The following is a 26,925-nucleotide window of genomic DNA, read 5'->3' as shown; positions in this document are numbered from 1 at the left end:
GAGGCGGCGCTCACAGGCACCCCGCAATCAGCCAGACACATTGACCGCAGCCACGCTCCGACGTTGCAGATAAATAAAGAACAGCGCCGCCAACACGGTCAGCACGCCAACCAGCGCCCCGGTCCATGGCAGGTTTGCCAGGTCGGTGCCGCTGGCGACCACCAGCCCGCCGAGCCACGCTCCGGTTGCGTTGCCCAGGTTGAAGGCGCTCTGGTTCAGGGTCGAGCCGAGGTTCGGCGCCTCATGGGCCTGATCGATGATCAGCAGTTGCAGGATCGGGCACAGCGCGAAGGCGAAGATCCCCCACAGCACCAGAGTGATCGCCGCCGGAATCACCAAGCGACTGGTCTGGCTGAATGCCGCCAGAATCACCACCACCGCCAATGCCACGCCGACCAGCGACGGCAGCAGGCGGCTGTCCGCCAGGCGACCGCCGAGCATGCTGCCGCCGGTCAGGCCGACGCCGAACAACAGCAGCATCACGGTCACGCCGTGGGGGCTGACGCCGGTGATGTCTTGCAGGATCGGTGCAATGTAAGTGAACACGCTGAACAGACTGGTGGATGCCAGCACGCTCATGCCCAGCGCCAGCAACACGTTGACCTTGCCCAGCACCTTGAATTCGCTGGCGAGGTTGGCCCTGTCCATCGGGATGTGCCGGGGCAGCCACAGCCATTGGGCGAGGGCGGCGATCACGCCGATCACCGACACTGCCCAGAACGTCGAGCGCCAGCCGGCGTACTGACCGAGCGCGGTGCCCAGCGGTACGCCGAGGACGTTGGCTAGGGTCAGGCCGGTGAACATCATGGCGATCGCCTGCGCCCGTTTGTTCGGCGCGACCAGACCGGCGGCGACCACCGAGCCAATCCCGAAAAACGCCCCATGGCACAGTGCGGTGACCACTCGTGCGGCCATCAGCGTCGCGTAGTTCGGCGCCAGTGCGCAGAGCACATTGCCGAGGATGAACATCAGCGTCATTCCCAGCAGCGTGGCCTTGCGTGGCATGTTTGCGGTGCCGATCGCCAGGATCGGCGCGCCGAACACCACACCCAGGGCGTAGCCGGTAATCAGCAGGCCGGCGTGGGGAATGCTCACGGCTAGGTCGCGGGCGACATCAGGCAACAGGCCCATGATGACGAATTCAGTGGTGCCGATACCGAAGGCGGCAACGGCCAGTGCAAGCAAGGCGAGGGGCATGCGCAAGGTCTCTGTCGTTTTGGTCTTGACGCTGTGATCAGGCATACGCAGGCCGACGACCGGTCTCGGACGAGAACGGGGCAGGCAGGAATTATTGGAATTAGTCTGTGCGCAACTGAGTGCGGCGTGGTCGTTTGCAGTATAAACAGCTGCTGACACATCGCGAATCAATAATCTGACTAATTGGCTCGACTGCAGAACAAATAAGGAGTGCTGGGGTGTTGGCGACGGTTCTGGTGTTGGTGGCGGCGCTGCTGCACGCTGCATGGAATACCCTGATCAAATTCAGCGCCGAACGCTTGCTGGTCGTGGCCTGCATGGACACCGTGGCGCTGTTGTTCGTCGCCGTGGCATTGCCCTTCGTGAAGCTGCCGCCGCTGGATATCTGGCCGTGGATTCTCGCCTCGGCGGCGTTCGAGCTGCTCTATCGCTACCTGCTGATCCAGGCCTACCGGGTTGGCGACCTCGGGCTGGTCTATCCGTTGATGCGCGGATTGTCGCCTTTAGTGGTGCTGGCGCTGACCCTGATTTTCGCCGGGGAGGTGCTGAGCCCGCAGCAGATCTTCGGCATCCTGCTGATCCCGTTCGGCATGGTCTGCCTGCTCTGGCAGGGTGGTGGCGGAGCGCGGTTGCCGTGGTCGATGCTGCCGGTGGTGGCGCTGATCGGGCTGTGCATCGGCTGCTACACCTACATCGATGGTCAGGCGTTGCGGCGCTGGTCACATCCGCTGGATTACCTGATGTGGGTCACGCTGCTCAGTGCCTGGCCGTTTCCGCTGCTGGCGTGGGTGGCGAAGCGCCCGGCGTTCATGCAGTTCTGGCGCGAGCAGTGGAAGCTGGGGCTGGCGGTCGGGTTCTGCGTGTTGTTCAGCTACGCTCTGGTGCTGTGGGCGATGCAGCTGGGCTCGATTGCCGAAGCGGCGGCGTTGCGGGAAATCAGTGTGATCCTGGTGGTCCTGTTCGGCATGCGCTACCTGAAAGAACCTTTCGGCCGGCCACGGCTCTTAGCCTGTGGGCTGGTACTGATCGGCATGCTGGTGATGAAGTTCTGACCGCCCTCATTCCAATGACTGAAAAAAGGACGGCGTTATGACGGTGGCTCTCTGGTGCGTGTTGATCGCGATCTTTTTGCCTTACCTGTGTACGGTGGTGGCGAAGGTCGCGGGTGGTTACAGACTCAGTGACAATCACGACCCCCGGGACTTTCTCGAAAGCCTCAACGGTCTGGCCCGCCGCGCGCATGCCGCGCAGCTCAACGGCTTCGAAGTCACCCCGGCGTTTGTCGCGGCGGTGCTGGTCGCGCATCTGGTGGGCACGGCTGAGCTGGTGACGGTGAACGTGCTGGCGGTGCTGTTCATCACCAGTCGCCTGCTGTACATCATTTGCTACCTGGCGGACTGGGCGATCCTGCGGTCGTTGGTGTGGTTTGTCGGGATGGGGCTGATAGCCAGTTTCTTCATTGTGTCGGTGTGATTTTCAGCTGTCGGTGCCGGCCCCTTCGCGGGCTTGCCCACCCCCACAGGGAGATCGGTGGACACAGCGCTTGATCACACCTTTGATCCCCTGGGGAGCGGGCTTGCCCGCGAAAGCGATCTGACCGCCGACCTCTATCTCAAGGCTTGGCCTTTTCCGCATCAGGCACCTGCGGAACTTGCGGCAATGCCGCGCCTTTGGGCCAGAGCATCCAGATCTGCCCTTGCTGCTTCATGTCCCCGGCCAGTTGCCCGGCCGCATCGCCCGTGCCCCAGAACAGATCCGCACGCACTTCGCCGGCAATCGCGCCGCCGGTGTCCTGCGCCGCCACCGGGCGCACCAGCGCGCTGCCGTCCGGACGAGTGGTCGAGAGCCACAGCAGGCTGCCCAGCGGAATCACCTTGCGATCCACCGCCGCGCTGTAGCCAGCGGTCAGCGGCACGTTCAGCGAACCGCGCGGGCCTTCGTTGCTGTCCGGGTTGCGCGTGAAGAACACATAGCTCGGGTTACTGCCCAGCAATTCGGGGATGCGCGACGGGTTGGCCTTGGCCCAGTTGCTGATCGCGCCCATGGTCACGTCTTCTTTCTTCAGTTCGCCCTGTTCCACCAGCCAGCGGCCGATGGGCCGGTAGGGGTGGCCGTTCTGATCGGCGTAGGCGATGCGCAACTGGCGTCCGTCACGGGTCTGGATCCGCCCCGAACCCTGGATTTGCAGGAATTGCAGGTTCATCGGATCGGTCAGCCACGCCACCACCGGTGCCTTGACCCCTTTGCTTTCGATGGTTGCCGCGTCGTCGTAAGGCTTGAGCACGCGACCTTCGAGACGCCCGCGCAGACGCTTGCCCTTGAGTTCCGGGTAAATGCTGTCCAGCGAGACGATGATCATGTCGTCGGGCACGCCGTACACCGGCACGTTGGCGGTTTCGGTCTGCGTCAGGCTGCCGGGGTAGACCGGTTCGTAGTAGCCGGTGATCAGGCCATTGGGGTTGTCGTTCTCGGCGCGCAGGCCATAGACGTCGAGGTTCTGCTTGAGGAACGCGCGGATCTCGCCGGCGCTTTGCGGTACGTTGCTTGCCGAGGCACAGGTTGCGCCCCAGACCGGGTCAGCCTTGAGTCGGGTGCAAGCGCTGCGCCATGAACCGAAACCGGCCACCAGATCGTTGTCGGACACGCTCGGCAGCGCTTCCCAGGTGGCGCTGGAGTAGGTGGCCAGGGCGTGGGTTTTCGGTTTGGCCGTGTCGCCGCCGGTGCAGCCGGCGAGAATCGCCAGCAGCGGCAGGGTTGCGAAGAGCGGATGACGCCAGGCCTTGAAACGGCTGTTCATGGAGAGTTTCCTGTACCGGTCGCGCGAGCGCTCCATGCGCTCATGCAACCCTTATTTTTAATAGGGCTATTGGTGTTTTCCGGCGGCGCGAGGATACTGGCCGCCGTTTTCCGTGACCGAAGCCACCATGACTCTTAAAAGAATTTCTGTTGTATTGCTGGCCTGTCTGACCTTGTCCGCCTGTGGCGGAGTCGATCCCAATTCCCCGTTGGGTCAGCGCAAGGCGATCTTCAAGCAGATGCTCAAGACCGGCGAAGACCTGGGCGGCATGCTGCGTGGGCGCATTGCCTTCGACGGGGCGAAATTCGCCGACGGCGCGGTGAAGCTCGATACGTTGTCCCATGAACCGTGGAAACACTTTCCCCAGGTGCGCGAAGAAGATCACACCAGCGCCAAGGACGATGTCTGGCTGCGTCAGGCCCGTTTCCAGGAAATGGCGCGCACGCTTGAAGCCGCCACCGGTGAACTGGTGATCGCCAGCAAGGTTCAACCTTACTCGGCCAGCAATCTGGGGCCGGCGGTGCAGAAGGTCGAAGATGCCTGCAGTGCCTGCCATAAAGAGTTTCGGGATCATTGATTCACGGTGTCTGATCTGACGCCTTCGCGGGCAAGCCCGCTCCCACGAGGTTTGCAGTGAATCTGTGGGGACGCGACGGCGCCCTCGGGTTCACTGCAAAACCACGGCCTTACTTGTCGATTTCATCCAGCGCATCCTGCAATTCCTTGCGCGACTCGGCGAGCTTGTCCTTGCGCTTGTTGATCTTCTCCGGATCGCCCTTCTTCATCGCCTTGTCGAGATCGGCCTGACGCTTGCTGACTTCGTGCTTGGCGTCGAGCACCTTGTTTTCGCGTTCTTTCTTCAGGCCCGCGTCGGTGCAATGTTCAGTGACTTCGCGCAGGGCGGTTTCCAGTCCGGCTTGTTGATCGGCATTGCCACGGGATTTGGCTTGCTCGATCTGATTCATGATGCCCTGCTTCTTGGCAGCGCAACCGGTCAGTCCCGGAGCGTCTTCGTCGGCCATCGCGGGAGCGGCCATCACGCCGCAGAGAGTCAGCATGGCGAGCGGTGCAAGAAATTTCATAAAAGCTCCATGTGCAAAGGCATTCGGGTCGGTGGGGCGCTGCGCTGTTGGAGCGCGCCGGTGACGGTTGGGTTCCCGGTGTACCGGGATTGGTGCCGGGAGTAGCGCATTCAGAAACCGTCGACGCCGGCGGCCCGTAGGGTTTCACTCAAGGCCAGCACTTGCGGGTCGCGGAAAAATGCGCTCAGTTGCGCCGCACGACCCGGGCCGATGCCGGGTTCTGCCTGCCATTGTTCGGTATTGCGTTGTGCCAGTGCCTGCCATGAGTCAACCAGTCGGGCTTGTCCGGTCGGCGGCAGCCCCAAGGCTTTGAGCCACTGCTGGAAAGGTCGCTGGCGGGCGCTGTGAAAACTGTGCATCAGGCGCACGCTGCTGCGTTCGCCGAGGCCGTCAATGTTAGCAAGCTCTGACGGGGCGAGGGTCAACCAATCCAGCAGGTTGTCGAGATGGCCTGTTTCGAGAAGTTTCTCCCAGGTGCCCTGGCCCAGATGGGGCAGGGCCAGTCCTTGTTTGCCGCTGAGCCAGGTCAGGCGGGCGAGGAACTGACTTTCGCAGCCTGGCGTCGGTTGCCAGCAGCTCAAGGCATGAAAATCATCGGCGCTCGGGATATTCATTTCCATTCTTGCGACGCTGCGCAGGACGACGCCATCAAGGCGCGGAATTGTCAGTCCGGCCAGGCTGATCGCCACTTGATCGCCGGGGCGGATGTCCAGTTCCTGCCAGCGCTTCAATGAGCTGACGCTGACCCGTTTGATCTGCCGGTCATCGAGCATCACCGGCACCAGATCCAGCACCGGCGTGATGCGCCCGGTGCGGCCGATCCTGAAATTGACCTTGCGCACCTCGGCCAGCGCCTGGGCGAACGGGTATTTCCAGGCGACGCTCCAGTAGGGCGGACGTGCCTGCCAGCGTTCGGCCGGCGGGCGCTGGTTCTGTCGCAGCACGACGCCGTCGCTGGCGAACGGCAACGGCGAGCGATACCAGTGATCGCGCCACTTCTGGGCGTCGGCGAAGCTCTCGACTCCATGACTGAAAGGCTCGGTCGTGGCGAAACCCAGCGTCGCCAGCATTGAAACCCGTTCGGGCCAATGCTGCGGCCCTTGTGGCCAGTCCCAGGCAAACAGCCCGATGCCTGCCGCCTGCTCGGCACTCAGGTCCTTGCGCCCCATCAGTCCGGCCACGGTGGCGCGGGCATTGAGACTGCCGGAGCGGGCCTGAACGTGGTCGGTCAGGCGCCAATACAATTCGCCTTGCACCAGCAGATCCAGCGGTTGCGTCAGTCGTTGCGGGATTGCGGCGATCTTGCGCGCCGCTGCCGTCCAGTCCCGCCCGCGAATGCCGTCGCCGCGACTGATCGCCTGTTGCAGCAAACCCTGGCGATAAATCAGGGTGACCGCCACGCCATCGACCTTTGGTTGCACCCAGACATTCTTGCGTTCGTGCAGCCAGGCCTTGATGTCGGCGGCGGTGTGGCGTTTTTCCAGGCCGGTGTGGGCGATGGGGTGGGCGACCGGGCCTGCTGCGGTGCGCAACGGTTCGGGCGGCGGCGAGAGTTTGAAGCACTGACGCCAGGTGGTCAGGCGCGAGCGGGACTGATCGTAGAGTTCGTCGGCGATCAGCGATTGGCCGTCGCGGTGGTAGGCATCGTCCCACTGGTCGATCTGTTTTTGCAGGCTGACGATTTCCTGTCGGGCCTGGGCGGGTGGCCAGCCGGGGCAATCGGCGGCGTGGGCAAGCGAGGTTGGCAGCAGCAAAACAAACAACAGGCGCAGCGTGGAAAGCATGGTGAGCGTCCTTGCTCAAGGGGAACGCTTGAAGGGTAGGTGAGGATTTTCTGGCGGGTCGGGCGGGTGTTTTTCGTGGTGTTTCGAAGCGCTGCCCTCACTTCCACCCCACAAAACGCGCCTGAAATAAAAAAGCCCCGCACGGCGCAAACCGTGCGGGGCTTTTGTACAACCCGTGAAATTACAGGCCGGCAGCAGAACGCAGAGCGTCGGCGCGGTCGGTTTTTTCCCAGGTGAAGGTGCTGAAGGTGTCTTCGCCAACAGTCTTGGTCTGCGGCGCGCGACCGAAGTGGCCGTAGGCTGCGGTTTCCTGGTACATCGGGTGCAGCAGGTCGAGCATGGTGGTGATCGCGTATGGACGCAGGTCGAACACTTCGCGGACCAGTTTGATGATCTTGTCATCGCTGATCTTGCCGGTGCCGAAGGTGTTCAGCGAGATCGAAGTAGGCTGGGCCACACCGATCGCGTAGGAAACCTGGATCTCGCAGCGCTCGGCCAGGCCGGCAGCAACGATGTTCTTGGCAACGTAACGGCCAGCGTAGGCAGCCGAACGGTCAACCTTCGATGGATCTTTACCGGAGAATGCGCCGCCGCCGTGACGGGCCATGCCGCCGTAGCTGTCGACGATGATCTTGCGACCGGTCAGACCGCAGTCACCCACCGGGCCGCCGATGATGAACTGGCCGGTCGGGTTGATGTGGAACTGGGTGTCCTTGCTCAGCAGTTCGGCAGGCAGTACGTGCTTGACGATCAGCTCCATCACGCCTTCGCGCAGGTCGTTGTACGACACTTCAGGGTTGTGCTGGGTCGACAGAACTACCGCATCGATACCGACAACCTTGCCGCCTTCGTAACGGCAAGTCACTTGCGACTTGGCGTCCGGACGCAGCCAAGGCAGCAGACCGGATTTACGGGCTTCGGCCTGGCGCTGCACGAGCTGGTGCGAGAAGGTGATCGGTGCCGGCATCAGCACGTCGGTTTCGTTGCTGGCGTAGCCGAACATCAGGCCCTGGTCGCCGGCGCCCTGATCTTCAGGCTTGGCACGGTCGACGCCCTGATTGATGTCAGGGGACTGCTTGCCGATGATGTTCATCACGCCGCAGGTGGCGCCGTCGAAACCAACGTCGGAGCTGGTGTAGCCGATGTCGCAGATTACGTCACGAACGATCTGCTCCAGGTCGACCCAGGCGCTGGTGGTCACTTCACCGGCAACGATGGCCACGCCGGTCTTGACCAGGGTTTCCACCGCAACGCGTGCGTGCTTGTCCTGGGCGATGATGGCGTCCAGCACTGCATCGGAAATCTGGTCGGCGATTTTGTCCGGATGCCCTTCAGACACGGACTCGGAGGTGAAGAGGGAGTATTCGCTCATCTCGATGTTTTCCTGAATTTACCGATGGTGAGTGTCGCCAGCCGGCCGCTGAAAGTGGCGGACCTGGATCTGGAAACCATTACGTAAGCCTACATAGAGGCTTTCCCCGGGAACGAGTCCCGCAGCGGTGGCCCAACGGGCCAGATCGTCCTGTTCAAACCCCAACCACAGATCACCGCAGGCCTCCCTGGCCCAACTCTGGTTGTGGCTACATAACTCTGTCACGAGCAGGCTACCGCCCGGTTGCAGCAGGCCGGCCATGTGCCTGAGCGCATCGGCCGGCGCAGCGAAGTGGTGCAACACCATGTTCAACACCACGCAATCGGCCTGAAGGCTCACGCCATTCAATGCATCGGCCAATTGCAGGCTGACGTTAGCCAGCCGTTCACGTTCACAGACCTGGCGCGCCAGTTCGAGCATCGCCGGGCTGTTGTCCAGCGCGGTCACGGCACTGAAGCGGCGCGCCAGTTCCGGCAGGAAAGCGCCGTCACCGGGGCCGACTTCGATGGCCGTGGCGGCACCATTGAAGTTCAACTTGTCGAGCAGGGCCAGCACGCTGTCGCGGTACTGCGGCAGGCCGGCGATCAAATCCTGCTGGGCGCGGAATTTCTCCGCCACCCGCGAGAAAAAGTCCTGGCTGGCCGCCGCACGCTGGCTGTGTACCTGGGCGATCCGCGCCTCGACGTCCGCCGGCAGCGCCAGATTGTCGACTTCTTCTAACAAGGCCGCGTGCAACTTGCCACCCAGAAGCTCGGTGTGGGGCAGGGCGCGGCGATAAAAAATCGCGTTGCCTTCACGGCGTGTCGCCACCAGATCGGCCTGGGCCAGCACCTTGAGGTGGTGGCTCATGCCGGACTGACCGATACCGAAAATCTGTGCCAGCTCCAATACGCCGAACGAATCGTTGGCCAGCGCGCGCAATACATTCAGCCGCAGCGGATCGCCGCCGGCCTTGCACAGGGCCGCCAGCTCGTCGCAATCGTCATGGCGAATGGAAGGCACGCGTAAGTTCATAGGGCAGGCAGTCTAGTGACGGCGGGAAATCACCGCAAGGTCAATATCAAAAAGTTTTGATATTGCTCGATAGATGGCACTTCTCACGAGTCGGTCAGCTCTACAAACGAACAGCGGAAAGGTTTCACCAGCCGAAACCGATGTTATCCATGGGAAAAACGCCTTCAGATGACTATCTGTCATTGCCCCGAGGCGTCCGGGTGAGGGAAAATGCTCGCCTTTTTTCCGTTTCGATTTAACAGAACCCCAGGAGATCAGCGATGCCTAGCCGTCGTGAGCGTGCCAACGCCATTCGTGCCCTCAGCATGGATGCCGTGCAAAAAGCCAACAGCGGCCATCCCGGTGCCCCGATGGGTATGGCAGATATCGCCGAAGTGCTTTGGCGCGACTACCTCAAGCACAACCCGAGCAATCCATCGTTCGCCGACCGTGACCGCTTCGTGCTGTCCAACGGCCACGGTTCGATGTTGATCTACTCGCTGCTGCACCTGACCGGTTACGACCTGTCGATCGACGACCTGAAGCAATTCCGTCAACTGCACAGCCGCACCCCGGGCCACCCGGAATTCGGCTACACCCCAGGCGTCGAGACCACCACCGGTCCGCTGGGCCAGGGTCTGGCCAACGCCGTGGGCTTCGCCCTGGCGGAAAAAGTCCTGGGCGCGCAGTTCAACCGTCCTGGCCACAACATCGTCGACCACCACACCTACGTGTTCCTGGGTGATGGCTGCATGATGGAAGGCATTTCCCACGAAGTCGCGTCCCTGGCCGGCACCCTGGGCCTGGGCAAGCTGATCGCTTTCTACGATGACAACGGTATCTCCATCGACGGTGAAGTCGAGGGCTGGTTCACCGACGACACGCCGAAGCGTTTCGAATCGTACAACTGGCAGGTGATCCGCAACGTCGACGGCCACGATCCGGAAGAGATCAAGACCGCCATCGAGACTGCGCGCAAGAGCCCGCTGCCGACCCTGATCTGCTGCAAGACCACCATCGGCTTCGGTTCGCCGAACAAGCAAGGCAAGGAAGACTGCCACGGCGCCCCGCTGGGTGACGCGGAAATCGCCCTGACCCGTGAAGCGCTGAAGTGGACTTACGGCCCGTTCGAAATCCCGGCCGACATCTATGCCGAGTGGGATGCCAAGGAAGCCGGCCGCGCCGTCGAAGCCGAGTGGGATCAGCGTTTCGCTGCCTACTCCGCCGCGTTCCCGACCGAAGCCAACGAACTGATCCGTCGTCTGAGCGGCGAGCTGCCGGCCGACTTCGCTGAAAAAGCCTCGGCCTACATCGCCGACGTGGCTGCCAAGGGCGAAACCATCGCCAGCCGCAAAGCCAGCCAGAACGCCCTGAACGCGTTCGGCCCGCTGCTGCCGGAAATGCTCGGCGGTTCGGCTGACCTGGCCGGTTCCAACCTGACCCTGTGGAAAGGCTGCAAAGGCGTCAGCGCCGAAGACGCCAGCGGCAACTACATGTACTACGGCGTGCGCGAATTCGGCATGACCGCGATCATGAACGGCGTCGCCCTGCACGGTGGCCTGGTGCCTTACGGCGCGACCTTCCTGATGTTCATGGAATACGCCCGCAACGCCGTGCGCATGTCCGCCCTGATGAAGCAGCGCGTGATCCACGTCTACACCCACGACTCCATCGGTCTGGGCGAAGACGGCCCGACGCACCAGCCGATCGAGCAACTGACCAGCCTGCGCAGCACGCCGAACCTCGACACCTGGCGTCCAGCCGATGCCGTGGAATCGGCCGTGGCCTGGAAAAACGCCCTGGAGCGCAAGGACGGCCCTTCGGCGCTGATCTTCTCGCGTCAGAACCTGCAGCACCAGACCCGTGACGCCGGCCAGATCGCCGACATCAGCCGTGGTGGCTACGTGCTGAAAGACTGCGCGGGCGAGCCTGAGCTGATCCTGATCGCCACCGGTTCGGAAGTCGGCCTGGCCGTTCAGGCCTTCGACAAACTGACCGAGCAGGGCCGCAAGGTGCGTGTGGTTTCCATGCCTTGCACCAGCGTGTTCGACGCTCAGGACGCCAGCTACAAGCAATCGGTCCTGCCGTTGCAGGTGGGTGCGCGTATCGCCATCGAAGCGGCCCACGCCGACTTCTGGTTCAAGTACGTGGGCCTGGAAGGTCGCGTGATCGGCATGACCACCTACGGTGAGTCGGCGCCGGCTTCGGCATTGTTCGAAGAGTTCGGTTTCACCCTGGAAAACATCCTGGGTCAGGCTGAAGAACTGCTGGAAGACTGATCCAGAAAGGTGTCGTCTGGACTGACGCCTTCGCGGGCTTGTCCGCGAAGGCGATCGGTCAGGCGAGATCGCACTGACCGATCCATACGGTAATCGAGAACCCCATGCCTCAACCGCGTCCCTACAAAGTTGCACTCAACGGCTACGGCCGTATCGGTCGTTGCGTCTTGCGTGCGTTGTTTGAACGAGGAGCGAAGGCCGGGTTTGAAATTGTCGCGATCAACGATCTGGCCGACATGGCCAGCATCGAATACCTGACACGCTTCGACTCCACCCACGGCCGGTTTCCCGGCGAAGTGAAGGTCGACGGCGATTGTCTGCATATTAATGGCGACTGCGTGAAGGTGCTGCGCAGTGCCACCCCCGAAGGCATCGATTGGGCGTCCCTGGGCGTCGATCTGGTGCTCGAATGTTCCGGCGCCTACCACACCCGCGAAGACGGCCAGCGTTTCCTCGATGCCGGCGCGCCACGGGTGCTGTTCTCGCAGCCGATGGCCAGCGAGGCGGATGTCGACGCGACCATCGTTTACGGCGTCAATCAGGATTGCCTGAGCGGTGACGAATTGCTGGTGTCCAACGCCTCCTGCACCACCAACTGCGGCGTGCCGCTGTTGCGTCTGCTGGATCAGGCGATCGGCCTGGAATATGTGTCGATCACCACGATTCACTCGGCGATGAACGACCAGCCGGTGATCGACGCTTATCACCACGAAGACCTGCGCCGCACCCGTTCGGCGTTCCAGTCGGTGATCCCGGTGTCCACTGGTCTGGCGCGCGGTATCGAGCGCCTGCTGCCGGAACTTGCCGGGCGAATCCAGGCCAAAGCCGTGCGTGTGCCGACGGTCAACGTGTCCTGCCTCGACATCACGATGCAGACCGCGAGCGACACCGACGCCACCGAGGTCAACCGGATCCTGCGTGAAGCCGCCACCAGCGGCCCGCTCAAAGGCCTGTTGGCCTACACCGAGCTTCCCCATGCAAGCTGTGATTTCAACCATGACCCACATTCGGCCATCGTCGATGCCAGTCAGACCCGCGTTTCCGGCCCACGGCTGGTGAACGTCCTGGCCTGGTTCGACAACGAATGGGGTTTTGCCAACCGAATGCTGGATGTTGCAGAACACTATCTGCAGACAGCGACTTCAAAAAAACCGTAGGAAGTGCGACCCATGACCGTGTTGAAGATGTCCGACCTCGATCTGCAAGGTAAGCGCGTATTGATCCGCGAAGACCTCAACGTCCCAGTCAAGGACGGTGTTGTCACCAGCGATGCGCGTATCCTGGCTTCGCTGCCGACCATCAAGCTGGCCCTGGAAAAAGGCGCGGCCGTGATGGTTTGCTCGCACCTGGGCCGTCCGACCGAAGGCGAGTTCTCCGCCGAGAACAGCCTCAAGCCAGTCGCTGACTACCTGAGCAAGGCCCTGGGCCGTGAAGTGCCGCTGGTGGCCGATTACCTGGGCGGCGTTGACGTCAAGGCCGGCGACATCGTGCTGTTCGAAAACGTGCGCTTCAACAAAGGCGAGAAAAAGAACGCCGACGAACTGGCCCAGCAATACGCCGCCCTGTGCGACGTGTTCGTGATGGACGCCTTCGGCACCGCCCACCGCGCCGAGGGTTCGACCCATGGCGTTGCCAAGTTCGCCAAGGTTGCGGCTGCCGGCCCGTTGCTGGCCGCTGAGCTGGATGCACTGGGCAAGGCCCTGGGCGCCCCGGCCAAGCCAATGGCTGCCATCGTTGCCGGCTCCAAGGTGTCGACCAAACTCGACGTGCTGAACAGCCTGAGCCAGATCTGCGATCAACTGATCGTCGGCGGCGGCATCGCCAACACCTTCCTCGCCGCTGCCGGTCACCCGGTCGGCAAGTCGCTGTACGAGCCGGATCTGCTGGACACCGCCCGCGCCATCGCCGCCAAGGTCAGCGTGCCGCTGCCGGTGGACGTGGTGGTTGCCAAGGAATTCGCCGAGAGCGCCGAGGCCACCGTCAAGCTGATCGCTGACGTCGCTGCCGACGACATGATCCTCGACATCGGCCCGCAGACCGCAGCCAACTTCGCCGAACTGCTGAAATCGTCGAAAACCATCCTGTGGAACGGCCCGGTCGGCGTATTCGAATTCGACCAGTTCGGCAACGGCACCAAAGTGCTGGCCCAGGCCATTGCCGACAGCGCCGCGTTCTCCATCGCTGGCGGCGGCGACACCCTGGCGGCCATCGATAAATATGGCGTGGCCGAGCAGATCTCCTACATTTCCACCGGTGGCGGCGCGTTCCTCGAATTCGTCGAAGGCAAGGTGCTGCCAGCCGTTGAAGTTCTGGAAAGCCGGGCCAAGGCCTGAGGCCACCCGTTTGGCCAGGCAAAGGAGTGTTCACATGGTCAAGTCGTTAGCGCTGTTGCTGCTGACCGGCACCCTGGCGGCCTGCGGGAGTAACCCGAAGGCCGACGCGGAGCCGGCGCCCGGCAAGGCCGATAAAGGCTGCTATCAGGCCGACTGGCAGGCGGAAACCAACCCGGTGCTGAACAAGCGTTCGGGGCCGGAAGGGCTGGACAAGTACGAGACACAAACCCCGGCCAAGGAACATGGTTGTCCTTGACGGGTCTGACTCTTTAACTCAGGGCCGGCGGCGTGTGCCGTCGGCAGAGGAGCACGGATGAAAGGCTTGATCGCCATTGCGGCGTTGGCATTGTTGGGCGGTTGCGCGCAGTTGAACCTGTTTCAGTCGTCCGAGCCTGTGGACAACTGGACCACCTGGACCTGCGACAGCCAGGCCAAAGTGCTGTGGCGCTACACCGACGCCGGCCGCAAGGAAGTCGATGTTCGCCTCGGCGGCGGTGATCAGGTCTACCGCCTGAAAGAAGAGCCGGGCGCCTCGGGTTCGCTGTACAGCGATGGCATGCTGGCGTTTCACGTCAAGGGTGACGAAGGCCTGGTCTACTGGGTCGCCACCAATGACCTGATCGGCCGTGGGTGCAAGGCGCAGTAATCGATTTTGCTTTACCGAATCACCAGACCGGGCCTCGACCCCCGATCTGCAATCACTTGAATAGCCGCCGCCGCTCCGGCAGGCTGGCACGATTAACGACCCTCAACCGGGAGAGAGACACACAATGGCACTTATCAGCATGCGCCAGATGCTGGACCACGCAGCCGAGTTCGGCTACGGCGTTCCAGCCTTCAACGTCAACAACCTTGAGCAGATGCGCGCCATCATGGAAGCCGCTGACAAGACTGACTCTCCGGTGATCGTCCAGGCTTCGGCCGGCGCTCGCAAATACGCAGGTGCGCCGTTCCTGCGTCACCTGATCCTGGCCGCGATCGAAGAGTTCCCGCACATCCCGGTGTGCATGCACCAGGACCACGGCACCAGCCCTGACGTCTGCCAGCGCTCGATCCAGCTGGGCTTCAGCTCGGTGATGATGGACGGCTCCCTTGGCGAAGACGGCAAGACCCCGACCGACTACGAATACAACGTGCGCGTCACCCAACAGACCGTTGCCATGGCGCACGCCTGCGGCGTTTCGGTTGAAGGCGAGCTGGGCTGCCTGGGCTCCCTGGAAACCGGCATGGCCGGCGAAGAAGACGGCATCGGCGCCGAAGGCGTTCTGGATCACAGCCAGATGCTGACCGACCCGGAAGAGGCCGCCGACTTCGTCAAGAAGACCCAGGTCGACGCCCTGGCCATCGCCATCGGCACCAGCCACGGCGCCTACAAGTTCACCAAGCCACCAACCGGCGACGTGCTGGCCATCGACCGCATCAAGGAAATCCACAAGCGCATCCCGAACACCCACCTGGTGATGCACGGTTCGTCCTCGGTGCCACAAGAGTGGCTGGCGATCATCAACCAGTACGGCGGCGACATCAAAGAAACCTACGGCGTGCCGGTTGAAGAAATCGTCGAAGGCATCAAGCACGGCGTGCGCAAGGTCAACATCGACACCGACCTGCGCCTGGCCTCCACCGGCGCCATGCGCCGCCTGATGGCGACCAACCCGAGCGAATTCGACCCACGCAAATTCTTCGGCGAAACCGTCAAGGCCATGCGTGACGTGTGCATCGCGCGTTATGAAGCGTTCGGCACTGCCGGCAACGCTTCGAAGATCAAGCCGATCTCGCTGGAAAGCATGTACCAGCGTTATCTGAAGGGTGAGTTGAACGCCAAGGTTAACTAAGCCTTAGCGTTTATTGCGCACAGAAAACCCGCCGAAAGGCGGGTTTTTTATTGCCTGAATTTGGCTCGCTACCGTTCGCAGTTCTGGGTTTTCGACAGGTCGGTTAAGTAAAGACAGTCGATTGAACAGTGAATCGCAGGCGTTGAGGCATCGCGTTGTGGTTTTAGGTTTTTTATAGCGAATTTATATAAAAGACTGTTATTTCTAACAGGTGGAAGTCGTGCAAGTTCTTGTTAGTTTTAAAGCCAGGAGCCCTAATCGAAAAAAGGATGAGTCGTCATTGGAATAAAAGGCATAAAAATGATCATTACTCCTGTTGCACCGCTACCGCCGCTTCCAGGTCCGGCAACAACGATGGTGGCAGCGTTTGATCCAACGCCTTTTCCTCCGCCTCGAATGAGAAGTGTCGCGCCCAGGATAACCCAGCCCATTGGGCCGAACCATTTTCAGATTGATTATCTGTTGCCTGTTTCTACGAGGGTCGGTGATGTGGTGGAGGTTTACCTGATCAGTTTGACTGTTCCTTTTCCAGTTTTGATTCTTACCAGAACACTCGATGACTATTCTATTTTTTTGGCGTTGCGAAGAAAGCGAGGCATATACACCGTCAGTGAATTGAGTGTGGATGTTCTGACTTCAAATGGTATTACACCCGACGACTATGACTGCGAGGTGGTTCAATATGGTGGAGCGATCCCGACTCCGCCTTCTCCGCTTCCTCAAATCACATTTCAACCCACGACGAATACAGCGGTCAGCTTTCTGAGTACATATAAATTCGTGTAAGTCTGCGCAGATTAAAAAATAGGGATTGTTATTCCGAACCATAAAAGAAGCCCGCCGTATGGCGGGCTTCTTTTATTCAGGAGTCTGGCTACGGCGTCAGTTCAACATGATCCAGCGCCTGATTCACCGCCAGTTCCGCAACCATGACCACTTGGGCAATCCCCAGCGCCGTCTTGCGGTGGGCGTGGTCGAGGGTGGCGGCGAAGTTGCTGAGCATCTCGGTGACTGATCCCAGGTTTTCGCTGGCGTTGGCGAGCAGGGATTCAGTGTTGTACTTCGGATTGGCGAGGTACATGGCTTCGGGTTCGTTGCAGGACGACATGATCCGTGCGGCTGGAGAGAGGTAGTGATCCAGAGCGCGCTCGGCGGCGTCGTGGAATTTCTTTGAGTCGGGGGATTCGTAGGGGGAGGCCGGGTCGGTGTCCGGCGGATTCGGTGTAACTTTGAACATATGCTGAAAACTCCTGTTGGAGCTGCTCATCTTCTCTACTAAAAGAAGGGTGGCGGCTGTATGCAGGTTAGTAGACCGGGGAGTTATTCAGCATCAACCGGCGCGCCGAAGCGCCCTGCACACAGCCACCATCAAGGTCAGAGAGGAATCTCTGATTGATAGCGCTTTTGCATTACTGAAGAACCACCACGGGCTACTAAACCCGATCACTGCAAATCAGTGACCCGAATCAAGTTACCGACGGCCCCCCAGGCGCACAAGCCGGCGGATTCTGGCGCACCGGTAGGCAACGACGCAAGCCGTTGTAGGCTTCGGGAAGTGACGAGACTCACCTTTAAACGCTGTTGTTTAGTTTTGGTGTTTTAAGAAGGGAAAGTCGTGAGGCGTCACCTGATCGATGTCGAATCGAAGCTGGCTGCTCTGCTGAAGATTGGGAATCTTCCGACAAAAATCACGGACGTATGGCCCTTGAAATGTCACCCATAGTGGACATAATTTAATTAAATTTAAAAAAAGTCCGTTATGGGTGACATTCCATGCTGCTAGCCAATCCACTGATGTTCGGTGAAAGGGTCCGAGAGCTGCGGCGGGCCAAGGGGTATAGCCAGGCTATCCTGGCGCACAGAGCCAAATGCAGTCGAAAGACCATCATTGATCTGGAGGCCGGTGAGAATGTTTCCCTCTACACCTCTTTCAGGGTGTTGACTGCGTTGGGGATGGCACTCGAGATCGTCGACAACCGAATTGATCTCAAATCCCTTGCCGATCTGGTGGAGCACGATGAGTAAGATCAAGCTCCTCAATGTTATTGCGCCGCAAGGCTTCTGCGGTGAGTTGTCCAAAGGTTCGCAGTTTGCATTTGCCTATGACGCTGCGCGGGCAGAGCGGGAAGTCTCACTGGTCATGCCTTATGACCCGACATCTTAGGTCAGCAATGTGCTGCATCCCATTTTCGATATGAACGTGCCGGAAGGATTTCTCGCCGATCAGATCAAGCGGCGCATGGCCAAGCATATGCAGGTGGACGAAATGCGCCTGCTGTCGATCATTGGTGGCAACCAGATCGGGCGCCTCACTTATCAGAATCCTGTTGAGGCTCACGTATCCGTCCGGGCGCAGGTCGGGTTGCAGGCAATTCTGTCGGCGGGTGCGTCACAGAGTGTTTTCGAGTTTCTGGTCGACACTTACTTCGAATCGGGTATCTCGGGTGTGCAGCCCAAGGTATTGGTGCCTGATCTGGACAAACTCATTAGCAATCGCAAGACCCTGCTCAGTTCTGATTTGATCGTCAAGTCGGGGGCGGACGAATACCCACACCTGGCTCAAAACGAGTTTCTATGCCTGGAGGCAGCCCGCGTCGCCGGGCTGGATACACCGCCATTCTGGCTATCTGAAAATGGCGAGCTGTTTGTGATGGAGCGTTTCGATCTCACGGATGCCGGGCGGCTCGGGTTTGAGGACATGGCTGTTCTACTTGGATTGAACAAGGATCCACACGACAACTACAAGTACTCCCAAAGTTATGAAACGCTGGCGGCGGTCATACGTCAGGTTTGTCGGCATGGTGATCCCTTGCAGGAGCTGGAGCGCTACTTCGCTTCGGTTTGCCTTTCGGTGATGGTGCGTAATGGCGATGCCCACCTGAAAAATTTCGGGGTGATCTACACCCATCCAGGTGCGCCAGAAACGGTGCGACTGGCACCGGTCTTTGACGTAACGACCACAACGGTCTATGAAAACTACAACCCCAAATCCGGTCGTTCGCTAGTGGACAGGACGCTGGCGATCAAAATGAACAAGACCAAGAATTACCCGGATCGTCAGCAATTGTTGGAGTTTGGCCGAAAGCATTGTGCGGTAGAGAAACCAGCGTTGATCATCGAGCGTATCGCAGAGGCTATGACCCAGACGCTGGAGAGCAACCGGGGACGGGTAAACGCAGAGCTGTTAGCCCGGATGCAGCGGGAGTGGGATACAGGGCGGATTTTGACGCTGCATGACTCCGGTGCTTCGGGGATCAAGCGCAAGCCCGTTACTAAAGGGGCTCACTGATTCTGCTGTTCGGAGATCAATTGTCCTGAGTAAGTTCGAAGCACAAAAAGTGCAGGAAACCCGCATAAGGCGGGTCGCTACTTGTCATGATCAATATCCAGCTTCGAAAACGTCACCTGCCCGCCCTCACTCGTGTACCCCGTGTTGTCCTGCACATACACGCCCGCCTTGAAGTACAACGGCTTGTTGCGCCATGTCGCGCTGATCTGCGAATCCCACTGATACCCCGCCGCACTGACACCCAATGCGCCGCCGGGGCTGAGGTGGATCAAGTAGTTGAACTCGCGATCCAGTTTGATCCCGGTGGCCAGGGTGATCACGCGGCTTTCGTCCTGATCCGGATGGGTGCGGAGTTTGATCACCAGGTTGCCGGTCTCGGTTTTGCTTTTGTATTGGTATTCGAGTTTGAGCATCGGTTTTTGGCTTTCGTAAGCGTGGATCTGGCCGATGACGATTTTGCCGGAGCTGGGGACTTTGTTGACGGCGAGGGTGGCGCGCAGCAGGTTGTCGGCGTCGGGGTAGTACCAGTTGCGCAGGGTGCCGTTGCTGTAGGTTTCGCGCAGTTCGGTGCGCGGGTAGATGGCGTTCTCGGTTTTTGAGCCGGTGACCGGGGACCAGAAAAACAGCGTGCCGGTGTCGGAATGGAAGTATTGATCCTTGAAGCCGTTCACCAGTCTGGAGGTTTCAACGGTGTACGGCGGGCTGCCAACGGGAACGCTGAGGTTCCAGGTTGCGAGGTCGATCATGTCGGTTCTTCCACTCGGTCTTTTGCTGCACGCACGTGCCAGAAGCTCTAGCCCGCACCTTTGGGGCGGTCTTTATAAGCGCAGAGGAAGTCTTTGTTAACGCCCGTCCGGCGGATGATTGGCGTCAACATCCTGTCGAAATGCCATCTTTCCCGGTTTTCGGGGGCTGTAGCGATGACCGTTAGTCGGCTTCTTAACTCTTTGTTTAAATGATGGCCTGATGACAGCTACAGCTTTTGCAGAACCCCGACTAGAGTGAAGGCTCAGCAACTGTACGGTTTTCACGAGAAGCCGGCCTGACGTCCCCATAAGAGAAGCAGCATGGAATGCGCGCAACCACAGCCAGGTGAAGGCAGCTCAGTCCTTTTGATTGTTGATGATTACCCTGAAAACCTGATCAGCATGCGTGCGTTGTTGCAGCGTCAGGATTGGCAGGTGATGACCGCCGCTTCGGGATTCGAAGCGCTGAGCCTGCTGCTGGAACACGAAATCGATCTGGTGCTGCTGGATGTGCAGATGCCGGGCATGGACGGTTTTGAAGTCGCGCGGCTGATGCGCGGCAGTCAGCGAACGCGGCTGACCCCGATCATTTTCCTCACCGCCAACGAACAGTCCCAGGACGCCGTGATCAAGGGTTATGCCAGTGGCGCGGTGGATTACCTGTTCAAGCCGTTCGATCCGCAAATTCTCAAACCCAAAGTGCAGGCGCTGCTGGAACATCAGCGCAATCGCCGGGCCTTGCAGCGTCTGAGTCATGATCTGGAAGTGGCCCGCGCGTTTAATGCGTCGGTGCTGGATAACGCCGCCGAGGGCATTCTGGTGCTGGCCGAGGACGGTTTGATCCGCTTCGCCAACCCGGCGATTTCGCGGCTGCTCAACGCCCCGGTCAAGGATCTGGAGGGCCAGGAGTTTCTCGATTTCCTGCAACGACCGCACATTCCGTTGTGGGCCGATTCCGAGTTCTACACCAGTTACAAACGTGGCGAGACGCTGCGCCTGCACGATGCCCTGCTGCGGACTGCGCCGGGACAACAGGTGCCGGTGGCGTTGTCTTGCGCGGCGTTGCCGAGCGAGCAGCACGCGATGGTGGTGACGGTGCTGGACATGTCGGTGGTGCATCACCTGCATCAGCAACTGGAATTTCAGGCAGTCACCGATCCGCTGACCGGGTTGCTCAATCGACGCGGCTTTTATCAGACCGTAGAAAACCTGCTGCTGCGCGGTGACCGCACGGACAGCACCTGGGTGCTGATGTACCTGGATCTGGACGGCTTCAAACGGGTCAACGATTCCCTCGGCCACGATGCCGGCGACCGGGTGTTGCGCTGGGTGTCCGAGCAGTTGAAGGCGTGCCTGCGGCCGTTCGACATTCTGGCGCGGATGGGCGGCGACGAGTTCACCGCGCTGCTGGACCTGGAGTTTCCCGAGCAGGCGGCAAAGATTGCCGAGAAGCTCATCGAGCGGGTGTCGGTGTGTCAGCAGATCGAGGGCCTCGACATCGCCCTCGGCGCCAGTATCGGCATCGCCACCTACCCGGATTGCGGCAACAACCTGGACGGTCTGATGCGCGCTTCGGACATCGCCATGTACGAATCCAAGCGGGCCGGGCGTCAGCAATATCGCTTTTACGATCATGAAATGAACGGCCGCGCGCGCTCGCGATTGATGCTCGAAGAGAGCGTGCGCATGGCCATCGAAAACCGCGATTTCAATCTGGTCTATCAGCCGCAAGTGGCAATCGACGACGGCCGGATCCGTGGTTTCGAAGCGTTGTTGCGCTGGCAGCATCCGAGTGTCGGCGATGTACCGCCGGGACTGTTTTTGCCGTTGCTGGAAGAGGCGACACTGATCAGTCGGCTCGGCAGCTGGATCTACCATCGCAGCGCCGGGCAGCGGAAGGCGTGGGAAGGGCAGTTCGCCGAAGACCTGGTGCTGGGCGTGAGCCTGAGCAACACCCAGTTCGGCATGCCGAACCTGGTCACCGAGTTGCGGCAGGTGCTGGAACGCTATGGGCTGAAGCCGCGTCAACTGGAAGTCGAGGTGACAGAGGAAGCGCTGACCCTGAATGCTGACGAAACCCGCAAGCAGCTGCGGCTGCTGCGTAATCTCGGGGTACGGGTGGCGCTCGATGACTTCGGCTCCGGCGCTTGCTCGCTGGCGCATCTGCGGGATCTGGAACTGGACACGCTCAAGCTCGATCGGCATTTGATCGCCCGATTGCCGGACTCGACCCGGGACGCCTCGCTGGTGCGCAGCGTGATCAGTCTGTGCAAGGAATACGGCTTGCTGGTGATTGCCGAGGGCGTGGAAACCGTCGCGCAGTACCAGTGGCTGCAAGCCCATGGCTGCGAGTATGTGCAGGGATTCCTGGTGGCACGACCGATGGTCGCCGACGACGCCGGACGCTTTGCCCAGCCGTTCGACTGGGGCGCGCTGACCGGTTGAATTCGCTACACTGGCGGCCTTTCCATGACCCGTGCTGCCCGTCCCATGACCGCGTTGAAATACCTCCAGGCCTATCCCGCGCAATTGCAGGATCAGGTGCGCCGACTGATCGCCGAAGGGCGACTCGGGGACTATCTGACTCAACGCTATCCGGGCCGCCACGATGTGCAGAGCGACAAGGCGTTGTACAGCTACGCGCTGGACCTGAAGCAGGAATACCTGCGCAACGCCCCGGCCATCGACAAAGTGCTGTTCGACAATCGCCTCGACCTGACCCACCGCGCCCTCGGCCTGCACACCACGGTGTCGCGGGTGCAGGGCGGCAAGCTCAAGGCGAAGAAGGAAATCCGCATCGCGTCATTGTTCAAGGACGCGGCGCCGGACTTTTTGAAGATGATCGTGGTGCATGAACTGGCGCACTTCAAAGAGTCGGACCACAACAAAGCGTTCTATAAATTATGTGAGCACATGCTGCCGGGGTATCACCAGATCGAGTTCGATCTGCGGGTGTACCTGACGTGGCGCGAGATGCAGTGACCAACCAGTACAGGGTGCGTGCATGGACGTGAGCAAGACCAAAAGCAGTTTCTACCGGCGCCTGTATGTGGCCTACCTGATCGACAGCGGCCTGGCCGCCAGCGTGCCGGCGCTGACCGAAGCCACCGGCATGCCCCGGCGCACGGCGCAGGACACGATCGCCGCGCTGGCGGACCTGGATATCGTTTGTGAATTCGAGCAGGAAGAGGGCGCGCGCAACCATGCCGGGCGCTACCGGATTCGCGAATGGGGGGCGATTGACCGGGGGTGGATCGAGCGGAATCTGCGGCAGATCAAGGGGGTTCTGGAGTATCCCTGAGAACCCGTCACCCCACCCTCTCGAAGCGTCAGACCGCCCGGAGGGAGAGGGAACTGACCGAGTCGTTTCTGGATTCGCTGCTGCACGTTCAGGTCGGCGTAGCTCTTGAGCAACCCCCGTTCGGTTCCCTCTCCCTCCGGGAGAGGGCCAGGGTGAGGGCCGGTTCTTCAGTCAGACCCGCAACTCAAGACCGCCGCATGCCAATGTGCGGAATGTCATCCTCCAGATATTCCTCACCCGCCACGACAAACCCGTATCGCCCGTAATACCCCTGCAAATGCGCCTGCGCCGACAGATAGATCGGCACCTGCGGCCAATGCTTCCCGGCCTGCTTCAGCGCCTGTTCCATCATTTCATGGCCCAGCCCCTTGCCCCGTCCTGCCGGCGCGGTCAGCACCCGGCCGATCACCACGTCGCCGCCCTGGGATTGCGGATCCAGCAGGCGCAGGTACGCCAGCAACTGATCGTCCTCCCAACCCATCAAATGGCAGGTGTCGCCGTCCAGATCCTGGCCATCGGGGTCCAGGTAGGCGCATTTCTGTTCGACGACGAACACTTCCGAGCGCAGTTTCAAAATGGCGTACAGCTGCTCTTTGCCCAGATCGCTGTGATGTTTGCAGACCCACTCGATTGTCATCTTCCGATTCCTTGAACAACGTCGTCCGATACTAAGCGCATGACGAAAATAAGTCTGTATGGCAAAGAAATCTGTGACAAAGGCCAAAATGCCATCATTCCTTTCTGGCGCCGCTGTCGTCTTTGTGTAATCTGCTGATAAGCGCTGTGCACGGGCTTCAATGAGCTACTGTTAAGGCCTGGGATTCGCCGGTAAGGGGCCTGGGGTTTTGACTGAAAACACGCCGGGCGGCTCGCCCGCTAAGGATTTTCAAGCATGCCGCGATTGCATCGAGCCTTTGCTTTGATCGGTTTGCTGTTGCTGAGTCAAAGCGCTGCTGCGGAAAAGTTGCGTCTGGTCTTCGACATCTGGCCACCCTTTACCGATGAGACACTGGTCAACGGTGGCCTCGCCACGGACATCGTCAGCACGGCGCTGGCCCGGGCCGGCTATGCCAGCGGTTACGAACAGGTGCCTTGGGCACGCGCCCTGCTGGGGATCGGCGAGGGCCGTTACGACGTGCTGGTCAATGCCTGGTACAACGACGAGCGAACCCGGTTGGGGCAGTTCTCCGGCGAGTACCTGCTTAACCGCGTGCGCTTCATCAAGCGCAAAGACACGCCCATCGAATACAACAATCTTCAGGAACTGCACACCTACCCGATCGCGGTGGTGCGTGGCTACGCCTACTCGGCGCCGTTCGATGCTGACACCGCGTTGCAGAAAGTCCCTGTGCACAACTTCGCCATGGCCGTGCGCATGCTGGCGGCGGATCGGGTCAAACTGACGCTGGAAGACGAATTCGTCGCCCGCTATTACCTGGCCCGGGAGTCACCCAAGGTGCGCAATGCGGTGGAGTTTCTGCCCAAGCCGTTGAGTGAAAACAGCCTGCACATTCTGGTGAGCCTGAAGAACCCGCAGCACGAGCAGATCGTGGCGGGGTTCGATAAGGCGATTTCGGAAATGAAGGCCGACGGCAGTTACGAGAAGTTGTTGAGGCAGCACGGGATGTAAGGGCTGATCCGGAAACGACTTTGCTGCTGCCGGCCCTTTCGGGGGCCGGCCCACTCACCTCAATCTTCGCTGGTGTCCTTGATCAGGTGCGCCGCCAACGTCCGCAGTGGCCCCAACTGCCGGCAGATCAGCGCCAGTTGGGTCTGCACCAGTCGCTGGCCTTCATCGATTTCGTCGGGCATCTGCTCCAGATCGTTGGCCAGCGCCTCTTCCTCGTCACTCTGAATCGCAATCGGCTGTTTGTTCGCCAGGCCCTGGGCGATTTCGTCGATGCTCGTCGCCAGTCTCACCCCGGCGTCGTCGATCAGGTGTTCACGCACGTCGGCCGGCAACTGGGTTTCCCGGTGCGCGCCGAGGCCCGAGAGGTAGCTGAGCAAGGTGTGCGAGAGCACCAGGAAGCGGAAGCCGACATCTGCTTCCTTCCGGAAATGCCCCGGCTCCATCAGCATGTTGGCGAGCGTGGTCGAGAGTGCCGCGTCGGCGTTGTGTGCGTTGCGCCGGGCGAGGCGATAGGCGAGGTCGTCGCTCTTGCCGGCAGCGTATTGCTGCATGATCTGGCGCAGGTAAATGCTGTTGCAGGCCAGGGTATTGGCCAGCACCTTGTTCAGGCGCCGGCCCTGCCAGTCCGGCAGGAACAGGAACACCGCCAGGCCCGCAATCAGACTGCCGAGCAAGGTATCGAGCAGGCGCGGGGCAAACAGCCCGTAGCCGTCGCCGACCTGGTTGAAGCAGAACAGCACCATGATCGTGATCGCCGCCGTTGCCACGGTGTAGCGGGTGGTGCGGTTGGTGAAGAACACCACCCCGGCGGCGATGGCGAAGCACGATTGCACCAGCGGATTGGGGAACAGGTCGAACAGTGCCCAGGCGATGGTCAGGCCGATGGCGGTGCCGAAGATCCGCTGACCGAGTTTGCGTCGGGTCGCGCCGTAGTTCGGCTGGCAGACGAACAACGTGGTGAGAATGATCCAGTAGCCTTGCGACGGGTGAATCAGGTGCACCATGCCGTAGCCGATGCTCAAGGCCAGCGGCAAGCGCAGGGCGTGGCGGAACAGCAGCGAGGTCGGCGTCAGTTGGGTGCGCAGGCGCACCAGCACATCCTTGAAGTTGCGCGGCGAGCGGTCGAGGAGGCTGCTGTCGGTGGCGTCCGCCAGGGCGTCGGGGTTGCTGGCGTCGCTGAGCAGACGATCCAGGGTGCCGAGGTTGGCCGCCAGTGCCCGCAGCGAACGCAACAGACCGCGCCAGGCCGGGTTGCTCTGGATGCGCAGGTGTTCGAGGGAGGCGTGCAGGTCGCTCAGGGCTTCGGCGAAGCTCGCGTCGTAGACGAACGGCTGGCGCATCTGGATCGATTCGGCCAGCGCGCGGCAGGCCTTGCCTTGCTGGCGCAACAGGCGCTGGCAGCGGAACAGCACGTCGCTGTGGAAAAACGCTTCGGCCAGGGCGTTGTACGGATAGTGTGAAGAGCTGGCGCGTTCGTGGATGTCCTGCGCGAGGAAGTACAGTTTGAGATAGCGGCTGACTTTCGAGCCGGGGCGACCATTGCCGACCCGATGCAGGATGATTTCCTTGGCGCTGTTCAGTGCCGCCACCACTCGGCCATTCTGCTGCGCCAGTTCCAGGCGCCGGGCTTCGACATCCAATTGACGGATCGGCTCGAACAGCGAGGCTTTCAGCTTCAGGTAATAGCCCAGCTCACGGAACAGCCGCGCCAGACTCTGTTGCACCGGCTGGTTGGAAAACATCGCCTGCCACAACACCGACAGCAAGCCGTACCACGCGGCACCGGCGACCAGCAGCATCGGCTCGTGCCAGAAGTCGGTGACCGCGCCACCGCGCTGGTCCACGCCGATCATGGTGTAGACCGAGAGAATCAGCGTCGCCGAAGCAATCGCCCCGTAACGTTCGCCCAGCGCACCGAGCATGGTCAGGCCGAAGCTCGCTAGGGCGAGGGCGATCACGAAGACGATGGGATAGGGGAACAGCAGTTCCACCGACAGCGCCGCCACGCTGAAACATACCAGCGTCACCGCCAGGGCATTGAGGCGGCCCTGCCAGCTGTCGTCGGTTTCCGCCAGGGCGCTGGCGATGATCCCGAGGAACAGCGGGATCAGCAGCCCCATTTCATCCTGATACCAGCACAGCGCCATGCTGCCGGTCAGGGCGATGAACACCCGCACGCTATAGCTGAATTTATCCAGCGCCCACAGGCGCCGCAAAGACTGACGAAACGAGGTCGAGGACATGAAGTGCGAAGGCCTTCCGAGGCGATGCCGCTAAATTGAGCCAG

At 60.9% G+C, this 26,925-nt stretch carries 27 protein-coding genes; 17 read left to right on the top strand and 10 right to left on the bottom strand.

Going from position 1 to position 26,925, the window contains the following annotated elements; all coding sequences use genetic code 11:
* Nucleotides 1-27: 27 nt before the first annotated feature.
* Complete coding sequence (locus tag N8H74_RS00880) at nt 28-1,197, bottom strand: MFS transporter (protein ID WP_262145858.1); 1,170 nt, start codon at nt 1,195-1,197, stop codon at nt 28-30.
* A gap of 218 nt (nt 1,198-1,415) precedes the next feature.
* Here N8H74_RS00880 and N8H74_RS00875 point away from each other — a divergent pair, with 218 nt between their 5' ends.
* Together N8H74_RS00875 and N8H74_RS00870 are read left to right on the top strand one after the other, a co-directional pair.
* Nucleotides 1,416-2,249 carry an EamA family transporter gene (locus N8H74_RS00875; RefSeq protein ID WP_217829466.1) on the top strand — a complete coding sequence of 278 codons (834 nt, stop codon included), beginning with the start codon at nt 1,416-1,418 and terminating at the stop codon, nt 2,247-2,249.
* A gap of 37 nt (nt 2,250-2,286) precedes the next feature.
* Nucleotides 2,287-2,670: an MAPEG family protein gene (locus N8H74_RS00870; RefSeq protein ID WP_262145857.1), complete on the top strand. Its 384-nt coding sequence runs from the start codon at nt 2,287-2,289 to the stop codon at nt 2,668-2,670.
* A 139-nt stretch (nt 2,671-2,809) separates the two neighbouring features.
* Here the strand turns inward: N8H74_RS00870 and N8H74_RS00865 are convergent, their stop codons facing one another.
* The gene (locus N8H74_RS00865) at nt 2,810-3,994 is read right to left on the bottom strand and encodes an MltA domain-containing protein (protein ID WP_262145855.1); all 1,185 of its coding nucleotides are present in this window, start codon (nt 3,992-3,994) and stop codon (nt 2,810-2,812) included.
* Nucleotides 3,995-4,121: 127 nt separating this feature from the next.
* Here N8H74_RS00865 and N8H74_RS00860 point away from each other — a divergent pair, with 127 nt between their 5' ends.
* On the top strand, nt 4,122-4,571 hold the full coding sequence (locus tag N8H74_RS00860) for a cytochrome c (protein WP_217829469.1): 450 nt from the start codon (nt 4,122-4,124) through the stop codon (nt 4,569-4,571).
* 109 nt (nt 4,572-4,680) lie between these two features.
* Here N8H74_RS00860 and N8H74_RS00855 read toward each other — a convergent pair whose 3' ends face one another.
* From N8H74_RS00855 to N8H74_RS00840, 4 genes are all read right to left on the bottom strand, one after another.
* Entirely contained in the window at nt 4,681-5,076 is a 396-nt protein-coding gene (locus N8H74_RS00855) for a DUF1090 domain-containing protein (RefSeq protein WP_217829470.1), read from the bottom strand.
* Nucleotides 5,077-5,186: 110 nt separating this feature from the next.
* Nucleotides 5,187-6,860, bottom strand: coding sequence for an NAD-dependent DNA ligase LigB (gene ligB / locus N8H74_RS00850; RefSeq protein ID WP_262145854.1), 1,674 nt, complete (start codon nt 6,858-6,860; stop codon nt 5,187-5,189).
* A gap of 181 nt (nt 6,861-7,041) precedes the next feature.
* Nucleotides 7,042-8,232, bottom strand: a complete 1,191-nt coding sequence (gene metK, locus N8H74_RS00845; RefSeq protein WP_011336330.1) for a methionine adenosyltransferase — start codon at nt 8,230-8,232, stop codon at nt 7,042-7,044.
* A gap of 18 nt (nt 8,233-8,250) precedes the next feature.
* Nucleotides 8,251-9,246, bottom strand: a complete 996-nt coding sequence (locus N8H74_RS00840; protein WP_217829472.1) for a metalloregulator ArsR/SmtB family transcription factor — start codon at nt 9,244-9,246, stop codon at nt 8,251-8,253.
* A 260-nt stretch (nt 9,247-9,506) separates the two neighbouring features.
* Between N8H74_RS00840 and tkt the strand changes: the two genes are divergently transcribed.
* From tkt to N8H74_RS00805, 7 genes are all read left to right on the top strand, one after another.
* Nucleotides 9,507-11,504, top strand: a complete 1,998-nt coding sequence (gene tkt / locus N8H74_RS00835; protein WP_217829473.1) for a transketolase — start codon at nt 9,507-9,509, stop codon at nt 11,502-11,504.
* A 104-nt stretch (nt 11,505-11,608) separates the two neighbouring features.
* Nucleotides 11,609-12,661 carry an erythrose-4-phosphate dehydrogenase gene (epd, locus tag N8H74_RS00830; RefSeq protein WP_262145852.1) on the top strand — a complete coding sequence of 351 codons (1,053 nt, stop codon included), beginning with the start codon at nt 11,609-11,611 and terminating at the stop codon, nt 12,659-12,661.
* A 12-nt stretch (nt 12,662-12,673) separates the two neighbouring features.
* Nucleotides 12,674-13,837, top strand: coding sequence for a phosphoglycerate kinase (locus N8H74_RS00825; protein WP_007961877.1), 1,164 nt, complete (start codon nt 12,674-12,676; stop codon nt 13,835-13,837).
* 34 nt (nt 13,838-13,871) lie between these two features.
* Nucleotides 13,872-14,093, top strand: a complete 222-nt coding sequence (locus N8H74_RS00820; RefSeq protein ID WP_217829475.1) for a hypothetical protein — start codon at nt 13,872-13,874, stop codon at nt 14,091-14,093.
* 57 nt (nt 14,094-14,150) lie between these two features.
* Nucleotides 14,151-14,483: an MliC family protein gene (locus N8H74_RS00815; RefSeq protein ID WP_217829476.1), complete on the top strand. Its 333-nt coding sequence runs from the start codon at nt 14,151-14,153 to the stop codon at nt 14,481-14,483.
* A gap of 124 nt (nt 14,484-14,607) precedes the next feature.
* Nucleotides 14,608-15,672: a class II fructose-bisphosphate aldolase gene (fba, locus tag N8H74_RS00810; RefSeq protein ID WP_007959708.1), complete on the top strand. Its 1,065-nt coding sequence runs from the start codon at nt 14,608-14,610 to the stop codon at nt 15,670-15,672.
* Nucleotides 15,673-15,972: 300 nt separating this feature from the next.
* Nucleotides 15,973-16,458 (top strand): hypothetical protein, encoded by a 486-nt coding sequence (locus N8H74_RS00805; RefSeq protein WP_262145850.1) that lies wholly within the window; start codon nt 15,973-15,975, stop codon nt 16,456-16,458.
* An 88-nt stretch (nt 16,459-16,546) separates the two neighbouring features.
* Here N8H74_RS00805 and N8H74_RS00800 read toward each other — a convergent pair whose 3' ends face one another.
* A complete protein-coding gene (locus N8H74_RS00800) occupies nt 16,547-16,909 on the bottom strand; it encodes a hypothetical protein (protein ID WP_262145848.1) in 363 nt (120 codons plus the stop codon).
* A 536-nt stretch (nt 16,910-17,445) separates the two neighbouring features.
* On the opposite strand from N8H74_RS00800, the gene N8H74_RS00795 reads away from it, so the two are divergent.
* The 3 genes from N8H74_RS00795 to N8H74_RS00785 are packed head-to-tail and all read left to right on the top strand — an operon-like array spanning nt 17,446 to nt 18,961.
* Nucleotides 17,446-17,697, top strand: coding sequence for a helix-turn-helix transcriptional regulator (locus tag N8H74_RS00795; protein WP_217829479.1), 252 nt, complete (start codon nt 17,446-17,448; stop codon nt 17,695-17,697).
* Entirely contained in the window at nt 17,690-17,836 is a 147-nt protein-coding gene (locus tag N8H74_RS00790; RefSeq protein WP_262145847.1) for a hypothetical protein, read from the top strand. Before N8H74_RS00795 ends, N8H74_RS00790 begins: the two co-directional genes overlap by 8 nt.
* Before the next feature lie 9 nt (nt 17,837-17,845).
* Nucleotides 17,846-18,961 (top strand): type II toxin-antitoxin system HipA family toxin, encoded by a 1,116-nt coding sequence (locus N8H74_RS00785; RefSeq protein WP_262145845.1) that lies wholly within the window; start codon nt 17,846-17,848, stop codon nt 18,959-18,961.
* Nucleotides 18,962-19,038: 77 nt separating this feature from the next.
* Here the strand turns inward: N8H74_RS00785 and N8H74_RS00780 are convergent, their stop codons facing one another.
* Nucleotides 19,039-19,707: a polysaccharide lyase family 7 protein gene (locus tag N8H74_RS00780; RefSeq protein ID WP_217829481.1), complete on the bottom strand. Its 669-nt coding sequence runs from the start codon at nt 19,705-19,707 to the stop codon at nt 19,039-19,041.
* Between the two features lie 321 nt (nt 19,708-20,028).
* On the opposite strand from N8H74_RS00780, the gene N8H74_RS00775 reads away from it, so the two are divergent.
* The 3 genes from N8H74_RS00775 to N8H74_RS00765 are packed head-to-tail and all read left to right on the top strand — an operon-like array spanning nt 20,029 to nt 23,008.
* Nucleotides 20,029-22,152: an EAL domain-containing protein gene (locus N8H74_RS00775; protein WP_262145843.1), complete on the top strand. Its 2,124-nt coding sequence runs from the start codon at nt 20,029-20,031 to the stop codon at nt 22,150-22,152.
* Between the two features lie 45 nt (nt 22,153-22,197).
* Complete coding sequence (locus N8H74_RS00770) at nt 22,198-22,689, top strand: M48 family metallopeptidase (protein WP_217829639.1); 492 nt, start codon at nt 22,198-22,200, stop codon at nt 22,687-22,689.
* Nucleotides 22,690-22,711: 22 nt separating this feature from the next.
* A complete protein-coding gene (locus N8H74_RS00765) occupies nt 22,712-23,008 on the top strand; it encodes a winged helix-turn-helix domain-containing protein (RefSeq protein ID WP_217829483.1) in 297 nt (98 codons plus the stop codon).
* Between the two features lie 184 nt (nt 23,009-23,192).
* Here the strand turns inward: N8H74_RS00765 and N8H74_RS00760 are convergent, their stop codons facing one another.
* Nucleotides 23,193-23,645 carry a GNAT family N-acetyltransferase gene (locus N8H74_RS00760; RefSeq protein ID WP_262145842.1) on the bottom strand — a complete coding sequence of 151 codons (453 nt, stop codon included), beginning with the start codon at nt 23,643-23,645 and terminating at the stop codon, nt 23,193-23,195.
* Nucleotides 23,646-23,900: 255 nt separating this feature from the next.
* Between N8H74_RS00760 and N8H74_RS00755 the strand changes: the two genes are divergently transcribed.
* Nucleotides 23,901-24,638: a transporter substrate-binding domain-containing protein gene (locus N8H74_RS00755; RefSeq protein ID WP_217829485.1), complete on the top strand. Its 738-nt coding sequence runs from the start codon at nt 23,901-23,903 to the stop codon at nt 24,636-24,638.
* Between the two features lie 59 nt (nt 24,639-24,697).
* Here the strand turns inward: N8H74_RS00755 and yccS are convergent, their stop codons facing one another.
* The gene (gene yccS / locus N8H74_RS00750; protein ID WP_262145840.1) at nt 24,698-26,881 is read right to left on the bottom strand and encodes a YccS family putative transporter; all 2,184 of its coding nucleotides are present in this window, start codon (nt 26,879-26,881) and stop codon (nt 24,698-24,700) included.
* Between the last annotated feature and the right edge of the window lie 44 nt (nt 26,882-26,925).

The organism is Pseudomonas sp. B2M1-30 (assembly GCF_025447575.1).
In the GTDB taxonomy this organism is placed as follows: Bacteria; Pseudomonadota; Gammaproteobacteria; order Pseudomonadales; family Pseudomonadaceae; genus Aquipseudomonas; species Aquipseudomonas botevensis.
Note: the sequence above shows the minus strand (reverse complement) of the source record. Positions and strands in the feature narration are given on the sequence as shown.

Coding starts and splice junctions, on each gene's coding strand:
- metK (WP_011336330.1), bottom strand. CDS start 8,232: ATGAGCGAATACTCCCTCTTCACCTCCGAGTCCGTGTCTGAAGGGCAT.
- N8H74_RS00815 (WP_217829476.1), top strand. CDS start 14,151: ATGAAAGGCTTGATCGCCATTGCGGCGTTGGCATTGTTGGGCGGTTGC.
- fba (WP_007959708.1), top strand. CDS start 14,608: ATGGCACTTATCAGCATGCGCCAGATGCTGGACCACGCAGCCGAGTTC.
- N8H74_RS00775 (WP_262145843.1), top strand. CDS start 20,029: ATGGAATGCGCGCAACCACAGCCAGGTGAAGGCAGCTCAGTCCTTTTG.
- yccS (WP_262145840.1), bottom strand. CDS start 26,881: ATGTCCTCGACCTCGTTTCGTCAGTCTTTGCGGCGCCTGTGGGCGCTG.
- N8H74_RS00855 (WP_217829470.1), bottom strand. CDS start 5,076: ATGAAATTTCTTGCACCGCTCGCCATGCTGACTCTCTGCGGCGTGATG.
- N8H74_RS00770 (WP_217829639.1), top strand. CDS start 22,198: ATGACCGCGTTGAAATACCTCCAGGCCTATCCCGCGCAATTGCAGGAT.
- N8H74_RS00805 (WP_262145850.1), top strand. CDS start 15,973: ATGATCATTACTCCTGTTGCACCGCTACCGCCGCTTCCAGGTCCGGCA.
- epd (WP_262145852.1), top strand. CDS start 11,609: ATGCCTCAACCGCGTCCCTACAAAGTTGCACTCAACGGCTACGGCCGT.
- ligB (WP_262145854.1), bottom strand. CDS start 6,860: ATGCTTTCCACGCTGCGCCTGTTGTTTGTTTTGCTGCTGCCAACCTCG.
- N8H74_RS00820 (WP_217829475.1), top strand. CDS start 13,872: ATGGTCAAGTCGTTAGCGCTGTTGCTGCTGACCGGCACCCTGGCGGCC.
- tkt (WP_217829473.1), top strand. CDS start 9,507: ATGCCTAGCCGTCGTGAGCGTGCCAACGCCATTCGTGCCCTCAGCATG.
- N8H74_RS00825 (WP_007961877.1), top strand. CDS start 12,674: ATGACCGTGTTGAAGATGTCCGACCTCGATCTGCAAGGTAAGCGCGTA.
- N8H74_RS00880 (WP_262145858.1), bottom strand. CDS start 1,197: ATGCCCCTCGCCTTGCTTGCACTGGCCGTTGCCGCCTTCGGTATCGGC.
- N8H74_RS00755 (WP_217829485.1), top strand. CDS start 23,901: ATGCCGCGATTGCATCGAGCCTTTGCTTTGATCGGTTTGCTGTTGCTG.
- N8H74_RS00800 (WP_262145848.1), bottom strand. CDS start 16,909: ATGTTCAAAGTTACACCGAATCCGCCGGACACCGACCCGGCCTCCCCC.
- N8H74_RS00760 (WP_262145842.1), bottom strand. CDS start 23,645: ATGACAATCGAGTGGGTCTGCAAACATCACAGCGATCTGGGCAAAGAG.
- N8H74_RS00840 (WP_217829472.1), bottom strand. CDS start 9,246: ATGAACTTACGCGTGCCTTCCATTCGCCATGACGATTGCGACGAGCTG.
- N8H74_RS00860 (WP_217829469.1), top strand. CDS start 4,122: ATGACTCTTAAAAGAATTTCTGTTGTATTGCTGGCCTGTCTGACCTTG.
- N8H74_RS00780 (WP_217829481.1), bottom strand. CDS start 19,707: ATGATCGACCTCGCAACCTGGAACCTCAGCGTTCCCGTTGGCAGCCCG.
- N8H74_RS00795 (WP_217829479.1), top strand. CDS start 17,446: ATGCTGCTAGCCAATCCACTGATGTTCGGTGAAAGGGTCCGAGAGCTG.
- N8H74_RS00865 (WP_262145855.1), bottom strand. CDS start 3,994: ATGAACAGCCGTTTCAAGGCCTGGCGTCATCCGCTCTTCGCAACCCTG.
- N8H74_RS00790 (WP_262145847.1), top strand. CDS start 17,690: ATGAGTAAGATCAAGCTCCTCAATGTTATTGCGCCGCAAGGCTTCTGC.
- N8H74_RS00765 (WP_217829483.1), top strand. CDS start 22,712: ATGGACGTGAGCAAGACCAAAAGCAGTTTCTACCGGCGCCTGTATGTG.
- N8H74_RS00870 (WP_262145857.1), top strand. CDS start 2,287: ATGACGGTGGCTCTCTGGTGCGTGTTGATCGCGATCTTTTTGCCTTAC.